General features: G+C 58.1%; 16 protein-coding genes. 9 read left to right on the top strand and 7 right to left on the bottom strand.

Annotation, left to right across the window (positions count from 1 at the left end; genetic code table 11):
* Positions 1–211 precede the first annotated feature (211 nt).
* Genes GTU67_RS02080 through GTU67_RS02070 form a run of 3 tightly spaced genes read left to right on the top strand, consistent with a single transcriptional unit; the run spans position 212 to position 3,868 of the window.
* Positions 212–1,252: a branched-chain amino acid ABC transporter permease gene (locus GTU67_RS02080; RefSeq protein WP_185778522.1), complete on the top strand. Its 1,041-nt coding sequence runs from the start codon at positions 212–214 to the stop codon at positions 1,250–1,252.
* A 4-nt stretch (positions 1,253–1,256) separates the two neighbouring features.
* A complete protein-coding gene (locus GTU67_RS02075) occupies positions 1,257–3,104 on the top strand; it encodes a branched-chain amino acid ABC transporter ATP-binding protein/permease (protein WP_185778521.1) in 1,848 nt (615 codons plus the stop codon).
* Positions 3,101–3,868, top strand: a complete 768-nt coding sequence (locus GTU67_RS02070) for an ABC transporter ATP-binding protein (protein ID WP_185778520.1) — start codon at positions 3,101–3,103, stop codon at positions 3,866–3,868. Before GTU67_RS02075 ends, GTU67_RS02070 begins: the two co-directional genes overlap by 4 nt.
* Positions 3,869–3,982: 114 nt before the next feature.
* Here GTU67_RS02070 and GTU67_RS02065 read toward each other — a convergent pair whose 3' ends face one another.
* From GTU67_RS02065 to fdxA, 6 genes are all read right to left on the bottom strand, one after another.
* On the bottom strand, positions 3,983–4,705 hold the full coding sequence (locus GTU67_RS02065) for an ABC transporter ATP-binding protein (RefSeq protein WP_185778519.1): 723 nt from the start codon (positions 4,703–4,705) through the stop codon (positions 3,983–3,985).
* Positions 4,706–4,830: 125 nt separating this feature from the next.
* Positions 4,831–5,469, bottom strand: coding sequence for an endonuclease III (gene nth / locus GTU67_RS02060; RefSeq protein ID WP_185778518.1), 639 nt, complete (start codon positions 5,467–5,469; stop codon positions 4,831–4,833).
* Positions 5,466–6,122 (bottom strand): electron transport complex subunit RsxB, encoded by a 657-nt coding sequence (rsxB, locus tag GTU67_RS02055; RefSeq protein WP_185778517.1) that lies wholly within the window; start codon positions 6,120–6,122, stop codon positions 5,466–5,468. The genes nth and rsxB overlap by 4 nt, the downstream gene beginning before the upstream one ends.
* On the bottom strand, positions 6,115–7,335 hold the full coding sequence (locus GTU67_RS02050) for a polyhydroxyalkanoate depolymerase (protein ID WP_185778516.1): 1,221 nt from the start codon (positions 7,333–7,335) through the stop codon (positions 6,115–6,117). The genes rsxB and GTU67_RS02050 overlap by 8 nt, the downstream gene beginning before the upstream one ends.
* 21 nt (positions 7,336–7,356) lie before the next feature.
* The gene (locus GTU67_RS02045; RefSeq protein ID WP_185778515.1) at positions 7,357–8,142 is read right to left on the bottom strand and encodes a ferredoxin--NADP reductase; all 786 of its coding nucleotides are present in this window, start codon (positions 8,140–8,142) and stop codon (positions 7,357–7,359) included.
* A gap of 3 nt (positions 8,143–8,145) precedes the next feature.
* Positions 8,146–8,469, bottom strand: a complete 324-nt coding sequence (fdxA, locus tag GTU67_RS02040; protein WP_093969086.1) for a ferredoxin FdxA — start codon at positions 8,467–8,469, stop codon at positions 8,146–8,148.
* A gap of 168 nt (positions 8,470–8,637) precedes the next feature.
* Here fdxA and pncB point away from each other — a divergent pair, with 168 nt between their 5' ends.
* The 6 genes from pncB (at position 8,638) to accD (ending at position 15,502) form a co-directional block, all read left to right on the top strand.
* Entirely contained in the window at positions 8,638–9,813 is a 1,176-nt protein-coding gene (gene pncB, locus GTU67_RS02035; RefSeq protein WP_185778514.1) for a nicotinate phosphoribosyltransferase, read from the top strand.
* A 44-nt stretch (positions 9,814–9,857) separates the two neighbouring features.
* Positions 9,858–10,214 carry a RidA family protein gene (locus tag GTU67_RS02030; RefSeq protein ID WP_185778513.1) on the top strand — a complete coding sequence of 119 codons (357 nt, stop codon included), beginning with the start codon at positions 9,858–9,860 and terminating at the stop codon, positions 10,212–10,214.
* A gap of 12 nt (positions 10,215–10,226) precedes the next feature.
* Entirely contained in the window at positions 10,227–12,452 is a 2,226-nt protein-coding gene (locus GTU67_RS02025) for a RelA/SpoT family protein (protein ID WP_185778512.1), read from the top strand.
* Positions 12,453–12,553: 101 nt separating this feature from the next.
* Positions 12,554–13,753 carry a tryptophan synthase subunit beta gene (trpB, locus tag GTU67_RS02020; protein WP_185778511.1) on the top strand — a complete coding sequence of 400 codons (1,200 nt, stop codon included), beginning with the start codon at positions 12,554–12,556 and terminating at the stop codon, positions 13,751–13,753.
* Between the two features lie 12 nt (positions 13,754–13,765).
* Positions 13,766–14,593, top strand: a complete 828-nt coding sequence (gene trpA / locus GTU67_RS02015; RefSeq protein WP_185778510.1) for a tryptophan synthase subunit alpha — start codon at positions 13,766–13,768, stop codon at positions 14,591–14,593.
* Between the two features lie 27 nt (positions 14,594–14,620).
* Positions 14,621–15,502 (top strand): acetyl-CoA carboxylase, carboxyltransferase subunit beta, encoded by an 882-nt coding sequence (gene accD, locus GTU67_RS02010; RefSeq protein WP_185778509.1) that lies wholly within the window; start codon positions 14,621–14,623, stop codon positions 15,500–15,502.
* A gap of 200 nt (positions 15,503–15,702) precedes the next feature.
* Here accD and GTU67_RS02005 read toward each other — a convergent pair whose 3' ends face one another.
* A complete protein-coding gene (locus GTU67_RS02005) occupies positions 15,703–18,801 on the bottom strand; it encodes an Rne/Rng family ribonuclease (RefSeq protein ID WP_185778508.1) in 3,099 nt (1,032 codons plus the stop codon).
* Between the last annotated feature and the right edge of the window lie 86 nt (positions 18,802–18,887).

The following is an 18,887-nucleotide window of genomic DNA, read 5'->3' as shown; positions in this document are numbered from 1 at the left end:
CCGACCCACCAAACTATGTTAACTTTGCGGCTGTTTGTTTAAGTCCAAAAAGTCGGCCGGTTAACAATCGCGCTCGCCATAAATCTACTAATACGAGGAGTCAAAATGCACTTAGATGTTTTCCCGATGCGCTGATCCATTTTCGCCATTTCTGGCCTTCGGGATGCGCATCCGGCGTTCCCCATCTTTATATTTATTGGTGTTTCGATAGATGGACTCAACAATCTTTTTCATTTTGCTCCAGGACGGCGTGCTTAACGGTGCAGTTTATGCGCTGTTGGGGCTGGCTCTGGTGTTGGTCTTCCTGGTCACGCGTGTCGTTTTCATTCCGCAGGGCGAGTTCGTCGCCTATGGCGCGCTTACGTTGGCGTTCATGGTCAACGGCCAAATTCCCGGTACGGTGGCCTTGCTGCTTATTGTCGGTGTTGCAACCTTCGCCCTCGAACTGTTCTCTGCCGTCCGTCGCAACGACTGGAAGCGCTTGCCCAAGGCAGCGCTGGGTACATTGGTATTGCCCATTGCCCTGTATTTGCTGGCACCCTATGTGGTCGGCGAAAACACGCCGCTGTGGCTTAGCGTGGTGTTTGCGCTTGCCCTGGTGATCCCCCTGGGCCCCATGATTTACCGTCTGGCGTATCAACCCGTGGCCGAGGCCAGCGTGCTGGTCTTGCTCATCATCTCGGTGGCAGTTCACTTTGCCATGCTGGGTCTGGGGCTGGTGTTCTTTGGTGCCGAAGGCTGGCGTACGCCGTCGTTCATGGAAGGCGAAATCCAGTTCGGCGCGGTCATCTGGTCGGCGCAAACATTCTTTGTACTGGTAACTTGCGCAATCCTTATCATCGCCCTCTGGTTGTTCTTCGGCAAAACGCTGTATGGCCGTGCGTTGCGTGCAACCGCTGTTAATCGCCGCGGTGCGCGTCTGGTGGGTATCAGCACCAATATGTCGGGCAGTCTCACGTTTACGCTGGCTGCTGCTATTGGTGCGCTTTCGGGCATGCTTATTTCACCGGTCACCACCATTTACTACGACACCGGCTTCCTTATTGGCCTCAAGGGCTTCGTTGCCGCCATTGTGGGTGGGTTGGTCAGCTATCCGTTGGCCGCCCTCGGTGCACTGTTTGTCGGGATTCTCGAGGCATTTTCGTCCTTCTGGGCCAGTGCCTACAAAGAGGTAATTGTGTTTACGCTGATTATTCCAGTGTTGTTATGGCGTTCGTTTGGCTCCGCCGGCCATCACGATGACGAGGATTGACGCCATGAATCGACTTATTCTTGCTGTTTTTATTGTTGTTCTGGCGGCATTGCCGCTTATGGGGTCTACGCCAGAGTTCTGGATTACCCAACTCAACTACATTGGCCTGGCTTCGCTGGTGGTTCTGGGGCTTGTGCTGCTTACAGGCGTGGGTGGCCTTACGTCTTTTGGTCAGGCCGCATTTGTAGGTTTGGGGGCATACTCTACGGCCTATCTCACTACGGCCATGGCCTGGTCGCCCTGGTTGGCGTTGTTGTTTGGCTTGGTGCTTACCTTGCTGGTCGCCTATTTATTGGGGGCTATCACGCTGCGCTTGTCGGGCCACTATTTGCCGCTGGGCACCATTGCCTGGAGCCTGTCGTTGTATTACCTGTTCGGTAACCTCGAAATGCTGGGGCAGTACGACGGTATTGCAGGTATTCAGGCCATTAATTTCTTTGGCATGAGCCTGTCCAGTGGTCGCGAGATCTTCTACCTGATCTGGGTAGCGGTCCTGTTGTCGCTGTGGGCTACGCACAATCTGCTTCATTCGCGCCCCGGTCGTGCCATTCGTGCGCTTAAAAGCGGGTCGGTCATGGCCGAGTCTTTCGGCATCAACATGGCCAATTACAAAGTTATTATTTTTGTATATGCGGCCTTGCTGTCATGCGTGTCGGGCTGGTTGTATGCCCATATGCAGCGCGCCGTCAGCCCCAGCCCGTTCGGTCTTAACTACGGCATCGAATACCTGTTTATGGCCGTTGTCGGGGGTAGCAGCAGTGTTTGGGGCGCAGTTGTCGGTTCCAGTCTCATCCTGACACTCAAAGACCAAATCCAGAACGTGTTGCCGGCGATTATCGATACCACCGCCAACTTCGAACTGGTGGTGTTTGGTATTTTTATGGTGCTGGTATTGCAGTACGCCCGCGATGGCGTCTGGCCCATGCTGGCGTCGGTATGGCGCACGGTTACCGGCCAAACGACTCAGCGTAAGCTGCCCCCGCCACCCGAAGCGGCCGAACTGCCGCGTCGCGCGCGCCCCGAGGTCGGCACATTGGTGCTCGAGGTTGAAAACGCCCGTAAAGAGTTTGGTGGTCTGGTGGCCGTCAACGACATCAGCTTCAAGCTCAAGGCCGGCGAAATCATGGGTCTTATCGGCCCCAACGGTGCAGGTAAAAGTACAACGTTTAACCTGATCACCGGCGTATTGCCTGTTACCAAGGGCCGAGTCGAATTCCTGGGTAACCGCCTCGATAAACTCCCCTCACGCGAAATCGCCAAGCTGGGTGTCGGCCGTACTTTCCAGCACGTGCAGCTGCTGCCCACCATGACGGTACTTGAGAACGTGGCCATAGGCGCGCATTTGCGCCGCGAAGTCGGTGTGGTTTCGGCCACATTGCATACCGACCGTCGCAGCGAGGCCGAGCTCCTGCACGAAGCTGCCAAGCAGCTGCAGCGCGTTGGTCTGGGCGACTATCTCTACGAGCAGGCCGGTAATCTGGCGCTGGGGCAACAGCGTATTCTTGAAATTGCCCGCGCCTTGGCCGCCGACCCGGTCTTGTTGCTGCTCGACGAGCCGGCCGCAGGTTTGCGCTACAAAGAAAAACAAGAACTGGCCAAAGTGCTTGATCAGCTTCGTCAAGAAGGCATGAGCATCTTGCTGGTAGAGCACGACATGGACTTCGTCATGAACCTGACCGACCATCTGGTGGTTATGGACTTCGGTACCAAAATCGCAGAAGGTCTGCCCTCCGAAGTGCAAACCAACCCGGCCGTACTCGAGGCGTATCTGGGCGGGATTGACGATGATCTTGATATTGACGGCGAAGACGCAGCCGCCCCGTCGCCTGCAGCCGCAGGGGGAACAGCATGACGACTACAGAAAAAGCAGTTTTGCAGGTTAACGGCCTGGTAACCCAGTATGGCAAGGTCACTGCACTAAGCGGCGCCAATATTCAGGTGGCGCCAGGCAGTATCGTGACAGTTATTGGCGGTAACGGTGCCGGCAAGTCGACCTTGCTTAATTCCATCATGGGCTCTTTGCCCGCCAATGGGCACAGCGCCGGCCAGGTCAGTTATCTGGGCCAAGACGTCTCCAGCTGGCAGGTCGAGCAGCGCGTGGCGGGGGGGATGTGTCTGGTCCCCGAATCGCGTGAGCTGTTCGGCAGCATGTCGGTCGAAGACAATCTGTTGTTGGGCGGTTTCCGCTTGTATCGTGCAGGTGTCGCCGGCTGGAGAGACAAAATCGAAGAGGTTTTCGAGCTGTTTCCGCGCTTGCGTGAGCGGCGTACCCAAGAGGCCGGAACGCTGTCAGGCGGCGAGCGCCAGATGCTGGCGGTCGGTCGGGCGTTAATGGCGCAGCCCCAATTGCTCATGCTCGACGAACCCAGTCTGGGCCTGGCGCCGCGTATCGTGCGTGAAATTTTCCATATCATTGCCCGACTGCGTCGTACCGGGGTGTCTATTTTGCTGGTCGAGCAAAATGCCCGTGCCGCGCTGCAAGTCGCCGACTACGGCTATGTGCTCGAAACCGGCGATATCGTTCTTGAAGGCCCGGCCAAAGATCTGGCCGACAACCCGCGCGTTATCGAAAGTTACCTGGGTTTGGGTAACAAAAAAGAAGCGGAAGTGGCCTGAGCGCAGTAATTTTTAGCCCGCCGCCCGGTACCAATGGTGTTGGGCAGGCTGGCCCGGCAAGGTAGTAAACTTATAAAAACCTGCGTGTTGCACTGTGCAACACGCAGGTTTTTTTTAGCCGGTACGCCAGCTGGTTTGCTCGGCCTGTACCGCGGCGTCGGCCCAGCTTGGGCTGGGGGCATAATCGTCGGCAAGCGTACCGTTTTGTATGACGTAGTAGTGATCGGCGATATTGGCCGCAGCCCCCGGGGTTTCGCCGGCCATGACGATGGTGTAGTGCTGCGCTTTAAGCATAGACAAGGCACGGTGCATTGCCGATGCAATGACTGGATTCAGGCTGTCGTGGATTTCATCGAGCAGCAACACATTGGTGCCCAGCCGAAGCGCCCGGGCAACCGCCAGCAACTGGCGCTCGGGTGTAGAAAGGTGGGCGATGGGTTGGTGCTGAAAGGGCTTGAAGGCAGGGAAAATATCGTAGATATCGGCCAGCGACATCCCGCCGCCTAAAGTCGATGCGCCTTCGACGGGTAGCAAAAGGTTCTCTTCGCAACTTAGTTCGTCGACAAGGTGGTGTTCTTCGGGGCAGTAGCTTAGGCCCAGATGGCGGATCTGGCTGGCCGGCATATGGATGGATTCAGTCCCATTGATGCGTATGGAACCGCTGCGTGGCCCGGTCAACCCCAAAATGGCGCGCAAGACGGTGGTTCGGCCCGACCCGGGGTTACCCAGAAGGCACACGACTTGCCCCGGGCTGACGGTCAGGTCGACCCCGCGCAGCACGTGAAATTGGTCGTACCAGGCATTAAGCCGGCTGATTTCGAGAGCGGGGTGAGCCAAGGTTTCCCCCCTTTTTATTGTGCGTGGTTTTGGGTGTCAGGCGCTAACGGGCCTGACTTAAGTATGTGTTTTACCGGCACAATTGGCTATGGGGGTTTCTCATGACATGGAAATCCCCGACAGGGTCAGTACGGATTTGTTTTTTGTTTGTATTCACACAGGTCGGCAATACCACATTGCGGGCATTTGGGCTTTCGGGCTACGCATATATAGCGGCCGTGCAGCAGAATCCAGTGGTGTGAATCAACCAGAAACTCTTTGGGAATGACACGTTCAAGGCGTTTTTCGACGTCGAGCACCGTCTTGCCGGGCGCAATGCCCGTGCGGTTGGCGACGCGGAAAATATGTGTGTCAACAGCGATGGTCGGGTGCCCGAAGGCGGTGTTCAGCACGACATTGGCTGTTTTTCGACCCACGCCGGGCAGGGCCTCGAGGGCCTCGCGTGTTTCGGGAACCTGGCCGTCGTGTTGCTCGATCAGGATGCGGCACGTTTCGATGACGTTGCGCGCTTTGGTTTTGAACAGGCCGATCGTCTTGATGTGATCGGTCAGGCCGTCAAGCCCCAAGGCCAGAATACCCTGCGGTGTGCCATGGGTGGGAAAGAACCGTGCAGTGGCAATATTTACCGATTTGTCGGTTGCCTGTGCCGACAACATGACCGCAATAAGCAGCTGAAACGGGTTGTCAAAATTCAGCTCGGTGGTGGGAGCCGGGTTGGCCGCTTGCCAACGGCTGAATATTTCGTGTCGTTTGGATTTGTTCATGGGCTTTGACGGCGTCGTTCGCGCGCGCGCGCCAAAGCCTGCGCAATGGCTGCTTGCCGGGCCTGTGCGTCGCCCCCGGCAGCCGAGGTTAGCGCGGCCTTATTGCTCAGGGTGCGCGCGGCCAGGGCCTGACTTTCGGGGTGTTTGCGCTTCAGGCGGGTTTGACGGTGCTGATGGCGTTCTCGAGCTGTGGCGGCGTGCTGGGGCGTCCAGTCGTATCCGGCCGGCATCATCTGGATGCAGTCAACCGGGCACGGCGGAATGCACAGCTTGCAGCCCGTGCACAGATCGGGGACGACGGTATGCATTTTTTTATTGGCCCCGACAATCGCATCGACGGGGCAGGCCTGCAGACACAGCGTACAGCCAATGCAATGGTCTTCGTCGATGACGGCCAGCATCAGGGGAGTGTGCATGCCGCAGTCGGGGTCGAGCGGTACGGCAGGCCGGTTCAGCAGGCCGGCCAGCGCGGTAATACCGGCTTCGCCGCCGGGCGGACAGCGGTTGATGGCTTCGTTGCCTGTCGCCAGCGCCTCGGCGTAGGGTCGACAGCCTTCGTAGCCGCACTGGGTGCATTGCGTCTGGGGCAAAATAGCGTCGATCTGGTCCGCCAAGGCGACGCTTTTGGGGCCATGCAAAACAGCTTCAGCCATGTGCGCGTATGAAGTCGGCGAGTTGAGGGGCGATGGTGTCGCGCCAGCGCCGCCCCGAAAAAATACCGTAATGCCCGCAACCCGGCGCGGTGTAATGTTGCTTGCGCGTTTTGGGGATGCTGCTGCACAAGTTTTGCGCTGCCCGCGTCTGGCCCTGGCCGGAGATATCGTCGAGTTCGCCTTCGATGGTAAAGAGCGCTACATTTTTGATGGCGGCAGGGTCAACGCGCTGCCCATCGACGTCCCATTCGCCGCGCGGCAGCAAGTGGCGCTGGAAGACGACGTCGATGGTGTCCAGGTAGAATTCGGCGGGCAGATCGAGTACGGCGTTGTATTCGTCGTAAAAGCGTCGGTGGGCTTCGGCGTCGCTGTTGTCACCCTTGACCAGGTCAAGGTAGTAATCGTAATGCGATTGCGCGTGCCGGTCCGGGTTCATGGCGATGAAGCCGGCATGCTGCAAAAACCCCGGATAGACCTGCCGACCAAAGCCGGGGTACTTGGCGGGTACGCGGTGAACTAAATTGTTGGCAAACCAGCCGTGTGAATTGTTGGTGGCCAGTTCGTTAACCTGGGTGGGCGACTGCCGGGTGTCTATGGGCCCCCCCATGAGCGTCATGGTTTTGGGCAGACAGGGGTCGTTCTCGGCAGCCATAAGAGAAACGGCCGCCAATACGGGCACGGTGGGCTGGCAGACAGAAACCACGTGCATGCCCGCGCCTAGAAACGTCATGAACTCGCGAATATAGGCAATATAGTCGTTTAAGTGGAACGGACCTTCGCTAAGCGGCACCATGCGCGCATCGACCCAGTCGGTGACGTAAACGTTGTGGTTGGGCAGCAAGGCTTTGACGGTGTCGCGCAAAAGGGTGGCATGGTGGCCCGAAAGCGGGGCTACCAGCAGTACGACCGGGTCGTCGGGGCGGTGTGCATCGCGTTCGAAGTGCACCAGGTTGCAAAAGGGCTTGCGCAACACAATGTGGTCTTGAACAGCGACATTACGGTCGTTGATTTCGGTGGCGTGCAAGCCCCAGGCCGGCTTTTCGTATTCTTTGCCCAACCGGTGCACCAACGAATAGCTGGCGGCGATTTGGCGCGACACGGGGGTGTAGGCCAGCGGGCTGTAGGGGTGTGAAAACAATTGGGACCCGTGCTCGGTAAACGCAGCCAGCGGGTTTAAAAAAGCGCGCTGAAATTCGTGCAAGTCGTAGAGCATGGATTTATGGCCTTTAAAGGGTTACCAGTAGTTTTCGACGGCCAGATTACCTGGCACGCCCCGACGCCCGACAGCAAAGCCTTTGTCTTTAAGCAAGGCGCGGGCATCGGTAACCATGGCAGGGTTGCCGCACAGCATGATTTTGTGCGTGGCTGGGTCGAGCTTGACCCCGGCCAGCGTCTCGAGCTGACCGTTATCGATAAGGGGGGTAACACGCGCCTGGGGCGTGCCCGGCAAGGTGTCTTGGGTGGGAATGGGCAAATAGGTAAAACGCGCCTTGAATGGCGCCGTACCTGCCCGGCTTTGCCAGTGCGCGATTTCATCGCCGTAGGCCAGCTCGGGGCATGTGCGCACCCCGTGTACCAAAATAATGTGTTCGAAGGCCGCCCAGGTGGCCGGGTCGTTCAGCATGGATAAATAAGCCGATAAACCCGTGCCGGTGGCGATAAGCCACAGCGTACCGCCCGGTTCGAAGCGGTCGATGGTGAGAAAGCCAAAAAGCGTTCGGTCGAGGTAGAGCGTATCGCCGGGGGCTAGTTCGGCCAACCTGGGGCTGAACTCGCCGCCCGGCACCACGATGGAATAGAACTCGAGCGGAGACTGATCGGGCCCATTAACCAGCGAGTAGGCGCGCCAGACCGAGGGTTCGGCATCGGGCTGGCCTGCGGGGGGGAGCCCCAGCCGTGCAAATTGCCCGGCCTTGAAGCTGAAACCTTCGGGGCGGCTGACCGTAAAAGACAGCAGCTTGCCCGGCACCCACTCGCGCAGGCCCAGTACGGTTGCCTTGGCGTATTTGCTGTCGGTCATGCGTTAGCGTTCGAGGTACTTTTCTTTGTCGGGCACGCCATTCCACTGGTCGGCGTCGGGCAGCCCGCCTTTCGAGCGGCTGATTTGCCCGAACGAGGGCGACAGTTCGGCATTGATGGCGATAAAGCGCATCTGATCCTGGGGGACGTCTTCTTCGGCAAAAATAGCGTTGGCAGGGCACTCGGGCACACAGACGGCGCAGTCAATACACTCGTCGGGGTCGATGACCAGAAAATTGGGGCCTTCGCGAAAGCAATCGACCGGACAGACATCGACGCAATCGGTGTATTTGCACTTGATACAGTTTTCGGTGACAACGTGGGTCATGGATACTCCAGCACACAAGCATGGCGATGTTTAAGGGCGCAAGGCCAAACCTGCAGGCCGTTAAACATTACAATGCTCACTTTTGATACATTGGGGAAAAGTTTCCCGGGTCCATTTTACCCAATAATTGGGTACACACTTTAATTGCCAAGGCGGCCGGCTGTCCGAATGATCATTACCTCTTTGCTCGATACCGATCTGTACAAGTTTTCCATGATGCAGGTGGTGTTGCACCAGTTTCCGGCGGCCCAGGTCGAGTATCGCTACAAGTGTCGTACGCCCAACGTCAATCTTGCGCCTTACCTTGACGAAATCAGGGCCGAAATACATGCGTTGTGCCAGCTGAAGTTCACCGACGCGGAGCTCGACTATCTGCGCAGCCTGCGCTTTATTAAAAGTGATTTTGTCGACTTTCTGGGCTTGTTCCATTTGCCCGAGAAATGCATTGATATTGGCCCCGGAGAATCGGAAGGTGAAATAGCCATTTCCGTCAAAGGCCCCTGGTTGCACACCATTCTCTTCGAGATTCCTGTGTTGGCCATCGTCAACGAGGTGTATTTCCGGAACACCTGCACCGAGCCCGGCTGGGAAGAAGGGCGTCAACGGCTCCAGAAGAAAATGCAACTGGTTACCGACGATCCGGCGCTGGCCGACTTTCGCGTTGCCGAGTATGGCACGCGCCGTCGCTTTTCAAAGCTGTGGCACGAAGAAGTTGTCCGCACGATGAAGGCCCGGATGGGTGTGCATTTTGCCGGTACCAGTAATGTCATGATGGCCATGAAGCACAATGTGACGCCGTTGGGCACGATGGGGCACGAGTATCTGCAGGCCTGTCAGGCGCTGGGCCCCAGGTTGCGCGATTCGCAGGTTTTTGCGCTGGAAGTCTGGGCCAAAGAGTACCGGGGTGACCTTGGGATAGCGTTATCCGATGTATACGGCATGGAAGCTTTCCTGCGCGATTTCGACATGTACTTTTGCAAGTTGTTCGATGGCGCCCGCCACGACTCGGGCGACCCGTTCTCTTGGGGCGAGCGCATGCTTGAGCACTACAAGGCCAACCGGACGGACCCGCGAACAAAAACATTGGTGTTTTCCGATGCGCTCACCATACCGCGTGCCATCGAGCTGGCCCAGCGTTTTGCCGGCCGGTGCAAGGTGTCGTTTGGTATTGGCACCAACTTAACCAACGATCTGGGCCATGAGCCATTGCAGATCGTCATGAAGATGGTGCGTTGCAATGGTCAGCCCGTCGCCAAGGTGTCCGATTCGCCGCAAAAAACCATGTGCGACGACCCCGCCTATCTGGCCTATTTGCGGCAGGTATTTCAGTTGCCGCCGGCCTGATTTTTCTTTTTGTTTATTTCACTTACTTGTTTCAAGAGGAAACTATGAGCGCCATCAAGCGTTTTAAAGTCGGCCAGCGTCTTTCTGAAGTGGCTGTTCACAATGGTGTGGCCTATCTGGCGGGGCAAGTGCCCACCGACGCCGGCAAAGATATCGTCGGCCAAACCCAAGAAGTGCTTGCCGCCATCGACGATTTGCTGGCCAGCGTAGGCAGCGACAAGACCCAGATCTTGATGGCCCAGATTTTCATGGCCAACATGCAAGAGTTCGATGGCATGAATCAGGCCTGGGATGCCTGGGTTCCGGCTGGCAATGCGCCGCCCCGGGCCACTGTCGAGGCACGCTTGGCCAACCCCGATCTTAAAGTAGAAATCGTCGTCAAGGCGGCCGTTTCGCAGTAACGCTATACGGTTATGTCAGACACCGCGCCGTTCGCCGAATGGGCCCCGCCCTTTGATGCCGTCTGGTTCGAGGCCGCAAGCCGGGGCCTTGACGAGCCCGAACGCGCGCAGCTTGCCAAGGCGGTCGACCGGGTTCGGGCACCTTTGCAAGGCGAGTTTGCCCTTACCGGCGAACCGCTAGATGCACACGCAGCGGCCGTTACCCTGATTTTGGCCGGGTTGGGCGCCGATGCCGCCACCCGCATCAGCGCCGTGCTGGCGGTGGTGCGCGACGATTCCTTATTCGACCCGGCCCCCAAAAAAGACCCCATTACTAAAACGTTCGGCGCCGAAATCGCCACCATGGTGCAGGGCGTGCGTGCGTTGCTGCGACTGGGCTATGTGGCGGCTCAGGCTGCCGACCCAGGCAAGGCCGCCGTCGATCAAAAAGAAAAGCAACGAAAGATGTTGCTGGCCATGGCGGCCGACTTGCGCATCGTCATGTTGCGTCTGGCGTCGCGGTTGCAGTCTTTGCGATGGTACGCCGCCAGCAAAACCCCTTGCCCGCCCGAATTTGCCCGCGAAACCATGACGTTGTATACGCCGTTGGCCAATCGCCTGGGCATCTGGCAGGTCAAGTGGGAAATGGAAGATCTTGCGTTCCGCTTTATGGAGCCCGAGACCTACAAAGATATCGCGCGTCAGCTTGAAGACAAGCGCATTGAGCGCGAGGCGATGATAGTGCGCGTCGTTGCCGAGCTTCAGTCGGCGCTTGACCAGGCGGGTATCCCCGCCGAAGTCTCGGGGCGGCCCAAGCACATTTACAGCATCTGGAACAAGATGCGTAATAAAAATCTGGCGTTTTCACAGCTCTACGATTTGCGTGCCATGCGGGTCATTGTGCAAGACGAGCGCGCATGTTACGCCGTGCTGGCGCAAGTGCACGCCATGTGGACGCCCGTGTCCAACGAGTTCGATGACTACATTGCCCGACCCAAGCCCAATGGCTATCGGTCGTTGCACACGGTGGTGACCGATGCTGAGGGCAAAACATTTGAAGTGCAGATTCGCACCCGCGAAATGCACGAGTACGCCGAGTACGGTATGGCTGCGCATTGGCGGTACAAAGAGGCGGGGAGCAAGGGCGGTACGCAGGTTGCTGCGGGTGACTACGATCGCAAAGTGACCTGGATGCGTCAGTTGCTGGCGTGGGGTGACGTCGAGGCGACGCAGGCGGCAAAAAATCTTTTCGATGACCGCATTTATGTCATGACCCCGCAGGCGCGCGTTATCGAGTTGCCTGCCGGTGCGACGCCGGTTGATTTTGCCTACTATCTGCATACCGATCTTGGGCATCGTTGCCGGGGCGCACGGGTTGACGGCCAGATGGTGCCTTTGCTGACGCGCCTGAAAACCGGGCAAACGGTTGAAATCATTGCGGCAAAGTCGGGTGGGCCCTCGCGCGACTGGCTGAACCCGCAGTTGGGTTTTTTGGCCAGCAATCGCTCCCGGTCAAAGGTTCGGGCCTGGTTCAATGCCATCGAATTGCAAGAGCGCATTGCCCAGGGGCAGACCATGGTCGAGAAAGAGTTGCAGCGGCTGGGAAAAACTGCGGTCAATCTCGAGCAGTTGGCCAACCAGCTGGGGTTTGCCCGCGCCGACGATATGTACGTGTCTGTAGCCAAAGACGAGTTCAGCCTGCGCGCATTCGATCAACATTTTCGTGAGCCCGCGGCGGGTCCGGTATCGGCATCCGATGCCCTGTCGGAGCGAGGCGTGGTGTCGTATGCGGCGGGGCACGATAACGTTGTTCGTACGGGTAAATCGGGGGTGCTGGTGGTTGGCGTCGATGCGCTGCTCACCCAGCTGGCCCGTTGCTGCCGGCCGGCGCCGCCCGATGTCATCGCGGGTTTCATTACCCGAGGCCGGGGTGTTTCCATTCATCGTGCCGATTGCAAAGCGTATGCCGAGCTGGCCCTGAAGCATCCTGAGCGTCTGATTGACGTCGATTGGGGTGAGACCGGCGACGCGTTGTATCCGGTCTCGATCAGTATTCACGCACCCGACCGAATGGGTTTGCTGCGCGATCTTACCGATGTGTTTGGCAAGCTTCGACTGAATGTGGTCAGTGTCAATACGCAAAGCCGCCGCTCGCTGGCGCACATGGTCTTTACCATCGAGGTGCGCAATGGTGAACAGATAACCCGGGCGCTTGCTGCACTAAATGAATTGCCGGGCGTAACGGCGACCCGTTCGTAGGGTTGGCGTGTGCTGCGGGGCAGGGGCGGCACTGTTAAAATGACCTGATTCTTTAATGCTGGCGGCAAATCCGGTCGCCTGCGCAACCAGAGAGTATTTACTTGAAACCGTATAACTTGCCTGATGAACAGGGTCATTTTGGTCGTTTTGGCGGTTCTTTCGTCGCCGAAACCCTGGTGCATGCACTTGACGAGCTCAAGGCAGCCTACGACAAATACAAAAACGATCCCGAATTTCTTCAAGAGTTCGAGTACGAGCTTAAGCATTTTGTCGGGCGTCCCAGCCCCGTGTATCACGCACGTCGCTGGTCCGAAGAGTTGGGCGGGGCGCAAATCTGGTTCAAGCGCGAAGATCTCAACCACACCGGCGCGCATAAAATCAACAACTGTATCGGCCAGATCATGTTGGCGCGCCGTATGGGCAAGCCACGCATCATCGCCGAAACCGGTGCCGGCCAGCATGGCGTGGCCACGGCAACTGTTGCCGCGCGCTATGGGCTCGAGTGCGTCGTTTACATGGGCGCTGAAGATGTGCGTCGTCAGGCATCAAATGTATATCGCATGAAGCTGCTCGGGGCGACGGTCGTCCCGGTGGAATCTGGCTCGCGCACGCTCAAAGATGCCCTGAACGAGGCGATGCGCGACTGGGTCACCAACGTCGAGAACACGTTTTACTGCATCGGCACTGTGGCCGGCCCGCACCCGTATCCCGCCATGGTTCGCGATTTCCAGTCGGTTATCGGCACCGAGTGCATTGAACAAATGCCCATCAATACCGGGCGTCAACCCGATTACGTAGTTGCGTCGGTAGGGGGCGGTTCTAACGCCATGGGTATTTTTTACCCTTATATCGACTACCCAGAAGTAGCGCTGGTAGGTGTCGAAGCCGCTGGTGAAGGCCTCGATACCGATCGTCACTCGGCCTCATTGAATGCGGGGGTTGTTGGCGTTCTGCATGGCAATCGTACATATGTTTTGCAAGACCAGCACGGCCAAATTCAAGAAACCCACTCCATTTCGGCGGGTCTCGACTATCCGGGCGTAGGCCCCGAACATGCCTGGCTTAAAGATTCGGGCCGTGCGCAGTATGTGGGCGTTACCGACGCCGAGGCGCTGGCGGCGTTTCACAAGTGCTGCCGCACCGAAGGCATCATGCCCGCGCTAGAATCGTCGCACGCCATTGCGCATGCCGTGCGCCTGGCGCCTACGCTGCCTAAAGACAAAATCATTCTGGTCAATCTGTCGGGCCGGGGCGATAAAGACATGCATACCGTTGCCGAGTTCAGCGGTATTACCCTTTAATAGGTTACTAACATGAATCAACAAGATCGGCTTGCGACCGTGTTTGCCAATAAAGGCAAGCGTGCCGCACTGATTCCATACGTTACGGCTGGCGATCCTTCTCCCCAGGCAACCGTTCCGCTTATGCATGCGCTGGTCGAGGCCGGGGCCGACGTCATCGAGCTGGGCGTGCCGTTTTCCGACCCCATGGCCGACGGTCCGGTCGTGCAACGGGCGACCCAGCGCGCCATCGAAAAGGGCGTTGGGCTGGTGCATGTTTTGCATATGGTTCAAGAGTTCCGTCGCACCAATGCTGTTACGCCCGTGGTGCTTATGGGTTACGCCAACCCCATCGAGCGTTTTGGCCAGGAGGTGTTCGCCCAGAAGGCCGCCGAAGCAGGTGTTGACGGTGTTTTGGTGGTCGACTATCCCCCCGAAGAAATGATCGATTTTGCGCGCTACCTCGAATCCGCCGCTGTTGCCCCGATTTTTCTGCTGGCGCCTACGTCAACCGAAGATCGCGTCAAGAAGGTTGCCAAAATTGCACGGGGCTATGTGTACTATGTATCGCTAAAGGGCGTTACCGGTTCCGGCAACCTCGACATCACCGACGTCGAGCAACGTCTGGCGGCTATTCGACAGCATCTCGATATCCCGCTGGGTGTTGGGTTTGGCATTCGCGATGCCGAAAGTGCTCGTCGGCTCGGGCAGGTCAGCGATGCGGTCATCATTGGCAGCAAACTCATCGAAACCATGGAAGAGGCTGTTGCTGGCGCATCGGCCAGTGGTCAAGATGTCGACATGGCTGCGGTACAAGCTGCAAAAGCGTGGCTCGGCGGTATTCGCCAGGCGCTTAACTAAAAACAAATATCACCAGGAAATACAATCATGAGCTGGATTGAGAAAATTCTGCCGCCGCGTATCAACAAAAACTCCGACGCCAACTCGCGCCGGGTGCCCGAGGGGCTCTGGATCAAATGCCCGGGCTGCGAGTCAGTTTTGTATAAAGATGATCTGGCCGCCAGTCTTAACGTGTGTCCCAATTGTAGCCATCACATGCGCATCGGGGCTCGCGCTCGTATCAACGCATTGCTCGACCCTGAAGGCCGTGTCGAAATTGGTGAAAATACCCGTCCGGTTGACCCTCTAAAGTTCAAAGACTCCCGCAAATACCCCGAACGCGTCTCCGAGGCCACCAAATCAACGGGCGAATCAGAAGCCATGGTGGTCATGAGCGGTCGTATGCTGAACATGCCGGTGGTTTTGGCGTGCTTCGAGTTCGAGTTCATGGGCGGTTCGATGGGTTCGGTTGTGGGCGAGCGTTTTGTGCGCGGCGTTCAGGAAGCGATCAAAAATCGTTGCCCGTTTATTTGCGTTGCAGCATCGGGCGGCGCACGTATGCAAGAAAGTCTATTTTCGCTGATGCAAATGGCTAAAACCAACGCCATGCTCACGCGTCTTGCGGCCGAAGGCTTGCCGTTTATCAGCGTGCTTACTGACCCGACCATGGGTGGTGTATCGGCTAGTTTTGCCTTCATGGGTGACGTCGTCGTCGCCGAGCCTAAGGCGCTTATTGGCTTTGCCGGGCCCCGGGTTATCGAGCAGACCGTTCGCGAAAAATTGCCCGAAGGTTTTCAGCGTGCCGAGTTTTTACTTGAAAAAGGCGCCATCGATTGCGTTATTGACCGCCGTGAAATGCGTAGTGAACTGGCACACATGCTGGCTTTGCTTACGCGGCAGCCTATCGACGTGGTGGGCGCCGCAGCCTAGACATAAACGCCAAGGTGTCGTGGCCTTCTTTTAAGGCCCGGCACTTTGGCCTTGTCACGGCCGTTTGCGTTCTTCGCGATGCGGTCGGCAACAGGCAGCACAGGTTTATTGTCGGCGCTTTGTCATCAATGCAAAAAAATACCCCGAAACAACGTTTCGGGGTATTTTTTTATGGCTGTCGATCAGCGTTGGTGAGCAGATCAGCTGTTTTGGGTTTCCACCTGCTCGAGGGGCGCTTGCTCGACTTTAGGCGCGGGCTTGCGTGCACGACCTAGGCGTGGCGCGCTGGCGGGCACTTGAGTCGTTGGCACATCGGCGCGGGTTTCGACCAGCTGCAAGCCGGATGACGCAATGGCAGCTTGAACGCTGTCGCTGGACGAAGCTTGAGGGGCTTGCTGAGCTACTTGCGTTGCGGGTGCTGCCTGCTGGGTGGTAGCTACAGGCGCTGGTTCGACCGGGGTCGGATCAGTGGATGAAGCTGGCGCAGGTACTGCATCATCGGCCTGGGTCGCTGTGGACGCTGCCGAGGCCGTTTCTGCGGCTTCGGTAGCTGCCATCGGCGCTGTTTCAATAGCATCGGAGAGAGATGGCGCAGCAACGGCGACGGCCGCTTCTGTTGCAACCGCTTCTGTGGCGACAGGCGCTGTGGTTGCCGGCGCTTCGGCAACCTGTGTGGTTTGAGCCGGTGTTGCCGAAGAAACGGCCTGTGCTGTGACAGCTTCGGCCGCCGCTTTGGCAGCTTCGGCCGCCGCTTTGGCAGCTTCTGCCTGTTCGGCTTCGCGGGCGCTCAGGTCGACCAGTTCTTTGGCTTGGATAGTTTCAAGGTCAGCGCCGAATACGGGCTCGATGTAGGTTGCAGCGGCTACCGTTGCAGTTGCTCCGGCCTGGGGGCGTGAGGCGACCAGGGCGTTGGCTGCAATTTCGGCCGGTGCTTCGTCGTCGGCTGAATCGTCATCGGCGCCATTGTCGGCGTCTGTACCGGCTTCGTTGCGACCAGCTTCGTTGCCACGGCGACCACGGCGGCTGCGACGGCGACGGCGTTTGCGTTCGGTTTGCTCCCCTTCAGCCGCGTCAGCATCGGTATCCGATGAAATGGCTTGGTCTTCATCGGCATCGTGCATCTCGGGAGCTTCTGCGATTACCGTAGCAGCCGGAGCGGATGACGTGACAGGTGGCGTCGTCTCGGTCGTTTCGACATCGGTAGCCGTTTGGGCCGCGATATCGTCTGTTGCAACATTATCTTCGGTCGCACGATCGCGTCGGTTGCGCCCACGACCACGTCGGCCGCGACGTGTACCTGTACGCTCTTCTTGGCCTTCAACTGCAGTTGCGGGTGCCTCGGAGACGGCAACTACAGCAGCGGTTGTTTCTGCCACAGCCTTTTCACGAGGCTCTTGCGGTTGACGTGGCTTGCGCTGCTGGCCTTCGGCGACCACTTCGTCGGCGTCGCGGTTGCGTCCACCGCGTCGGCGATTGCGATTGCGATCTTGGTTGCCCCGATTGCCGCGTTGACCGCCATTACGATTTGCCGAAGGTTTTTCTTCGGTTGCGGCTGGGGCGGTTGAGGCCTCGGTGGTTGCGCTGGCGCCTGTCAGCCAGTTCATGAAGCGCTTGAACAAGCCAGTAGCTGATGCTGCACCTTGAGCTGCAGCCGGTGCTGCAACGGGTTCAGGGGCGGCAATAACCGGCGCAGGTTGTGCGTGCGTAATGCTTTTGACAATCGCTTCGGGGCGGGCCTTGGCTTCGGCGGCTTTGCTGGGCTGCCAGGTGACGTCGGTTTCGGGCGTCTGTACCAGGTCGAGGCTGCTGGCTGACGATTCGAGGCGTGGATCGTCGTGACGCAGGCGCTCGATGTGGTGGTGTGGCGTCTCGAGGTTTTTGTTGGGGATCAGGACCAGATTGACCTTGAGCCGGCTCTCGATCTTGGTGATGTCGTTGCGTTTTTCGTTCAGCAGGAAGGTAGCCACTTCGACCGGAACCTGGGCATGCAGGGCGGCCGTGTTTTCTTTCATGGCTTCTTCTTGCAGCAGTCGCAAAACGTGCAGTGCGCTGGATTCGGCGTCGCGGATGACCCCGGTGCCGTTACAGCGCGGGCAGGTGACGTGCGAGCCTTCGTTCAGGGCAGGGCGCAGACGCTGGCGAGACAGCTCCATTAAGCCAAAGCGCGAAATCTTGCCCATTTGAACGCGGGCCCGATCGAAATGGAGCGCATCACGCAGGCGCTGTTCGACGGCGCGCTGGTTCTTGTTGTCTTCCATGTCGATGAAGTCGATGACGATCAGGCCGCCCAGGTCGCGCAAGCGCAACTGTCGGGCTACTTCGTCGGCCGCTTCAAGGTTGGTGCGCAATGCGGTTTCTTCGATGTCGGCGCCGCGTGTTGAACGTGCGGAGTTGACGTCGACGGCGACCAGCGCTTCGGTGTGGTCAATGACGACGGAGCCGCCTGAGGGCAGCTGGACCGTGCGCGAATACGCGGTTTCGATTTGATGTTCGATCTGGAACCGCGAGAACAGGGGGATGTCGTCGCGATACATTTTGACGCAACCGACGTTGTCGGGCATGACCACGCTCATGAAGGCGGTGGCTTGCTCGGCGATTTCTTCGGTGTCGATGAGGATTTCACCGATGTCGGGCGAGAAGTAATCGCGAATGGCCCGGATGACCAGGCTGGATTCGAGGTAAATAAGAATAGGCGCCGCGTTTTCGCGCGCAGCGGTGTCGATGGCGCTCCAGAGCTGCAGTAAATAGGACAAGTCCCATTGCAGTTCTTCGACCGTGCGGCCAATGCCCGCGGTACGGGCGATGATGCTCATGCCCTGCGGGACATCGAGCTGGTCCATGGTGTCGCGCAGTTCTTGGCGGTCTTCGCCCTCGACACGGCGCGACACGCCACCACCACGGGGGTTGTTGGGCATGAGCACCAGGTAACGGCCGGCCAACGAAATAAACGTGGTCAGGGCAGCGCCCTTGTTGCCGCGCTCTTCTTTCTCGACCTGGACGATCAGCTCCTGTCCTTCGGTCAGGGCGTCTTGAATACGCGCAGTGCGTACATCGACCCCTTCTTTGAAGTAGCTGCGGGCGACCTCTTTGAATGGCAGGAAGCCGTGGCGGTCTTCGCCGTAGCTGACGAAGCAGGCTTCGAGGCCGGGCTCGATGCGGGTAATAACCCCTTTGTAGATATTGCCTTTGCGCTGTTCGCGCCCGGCGGTTTCGATGTCGAGGTCAATGAGTTTTTGACCATCAACAATCGCAACGCGCAACTCTTCTTGATGCGTTGCGTTAAATAACATGCGTTTCATGAGTGTGTTTCTCCGTAGTCATGACGCGTCGTGTCAGGACGCGCGACCTTGGACCACTCGGTGTGAGACGCTGGAATTTGCTTTAA

The organism is Pusillimonas minor, assembly GCF_014237865.1.
Classification (GTDB): Bacteria; Pseudomonadota; Gammaproteobacteria; order Burkholderiales; family Burkholderiaceae_B; genus Neopusillimonas; species Neopusillimonas minor.
This window is presented reverse-complemented; position numbering and strand designations above follow the sequence as displayed.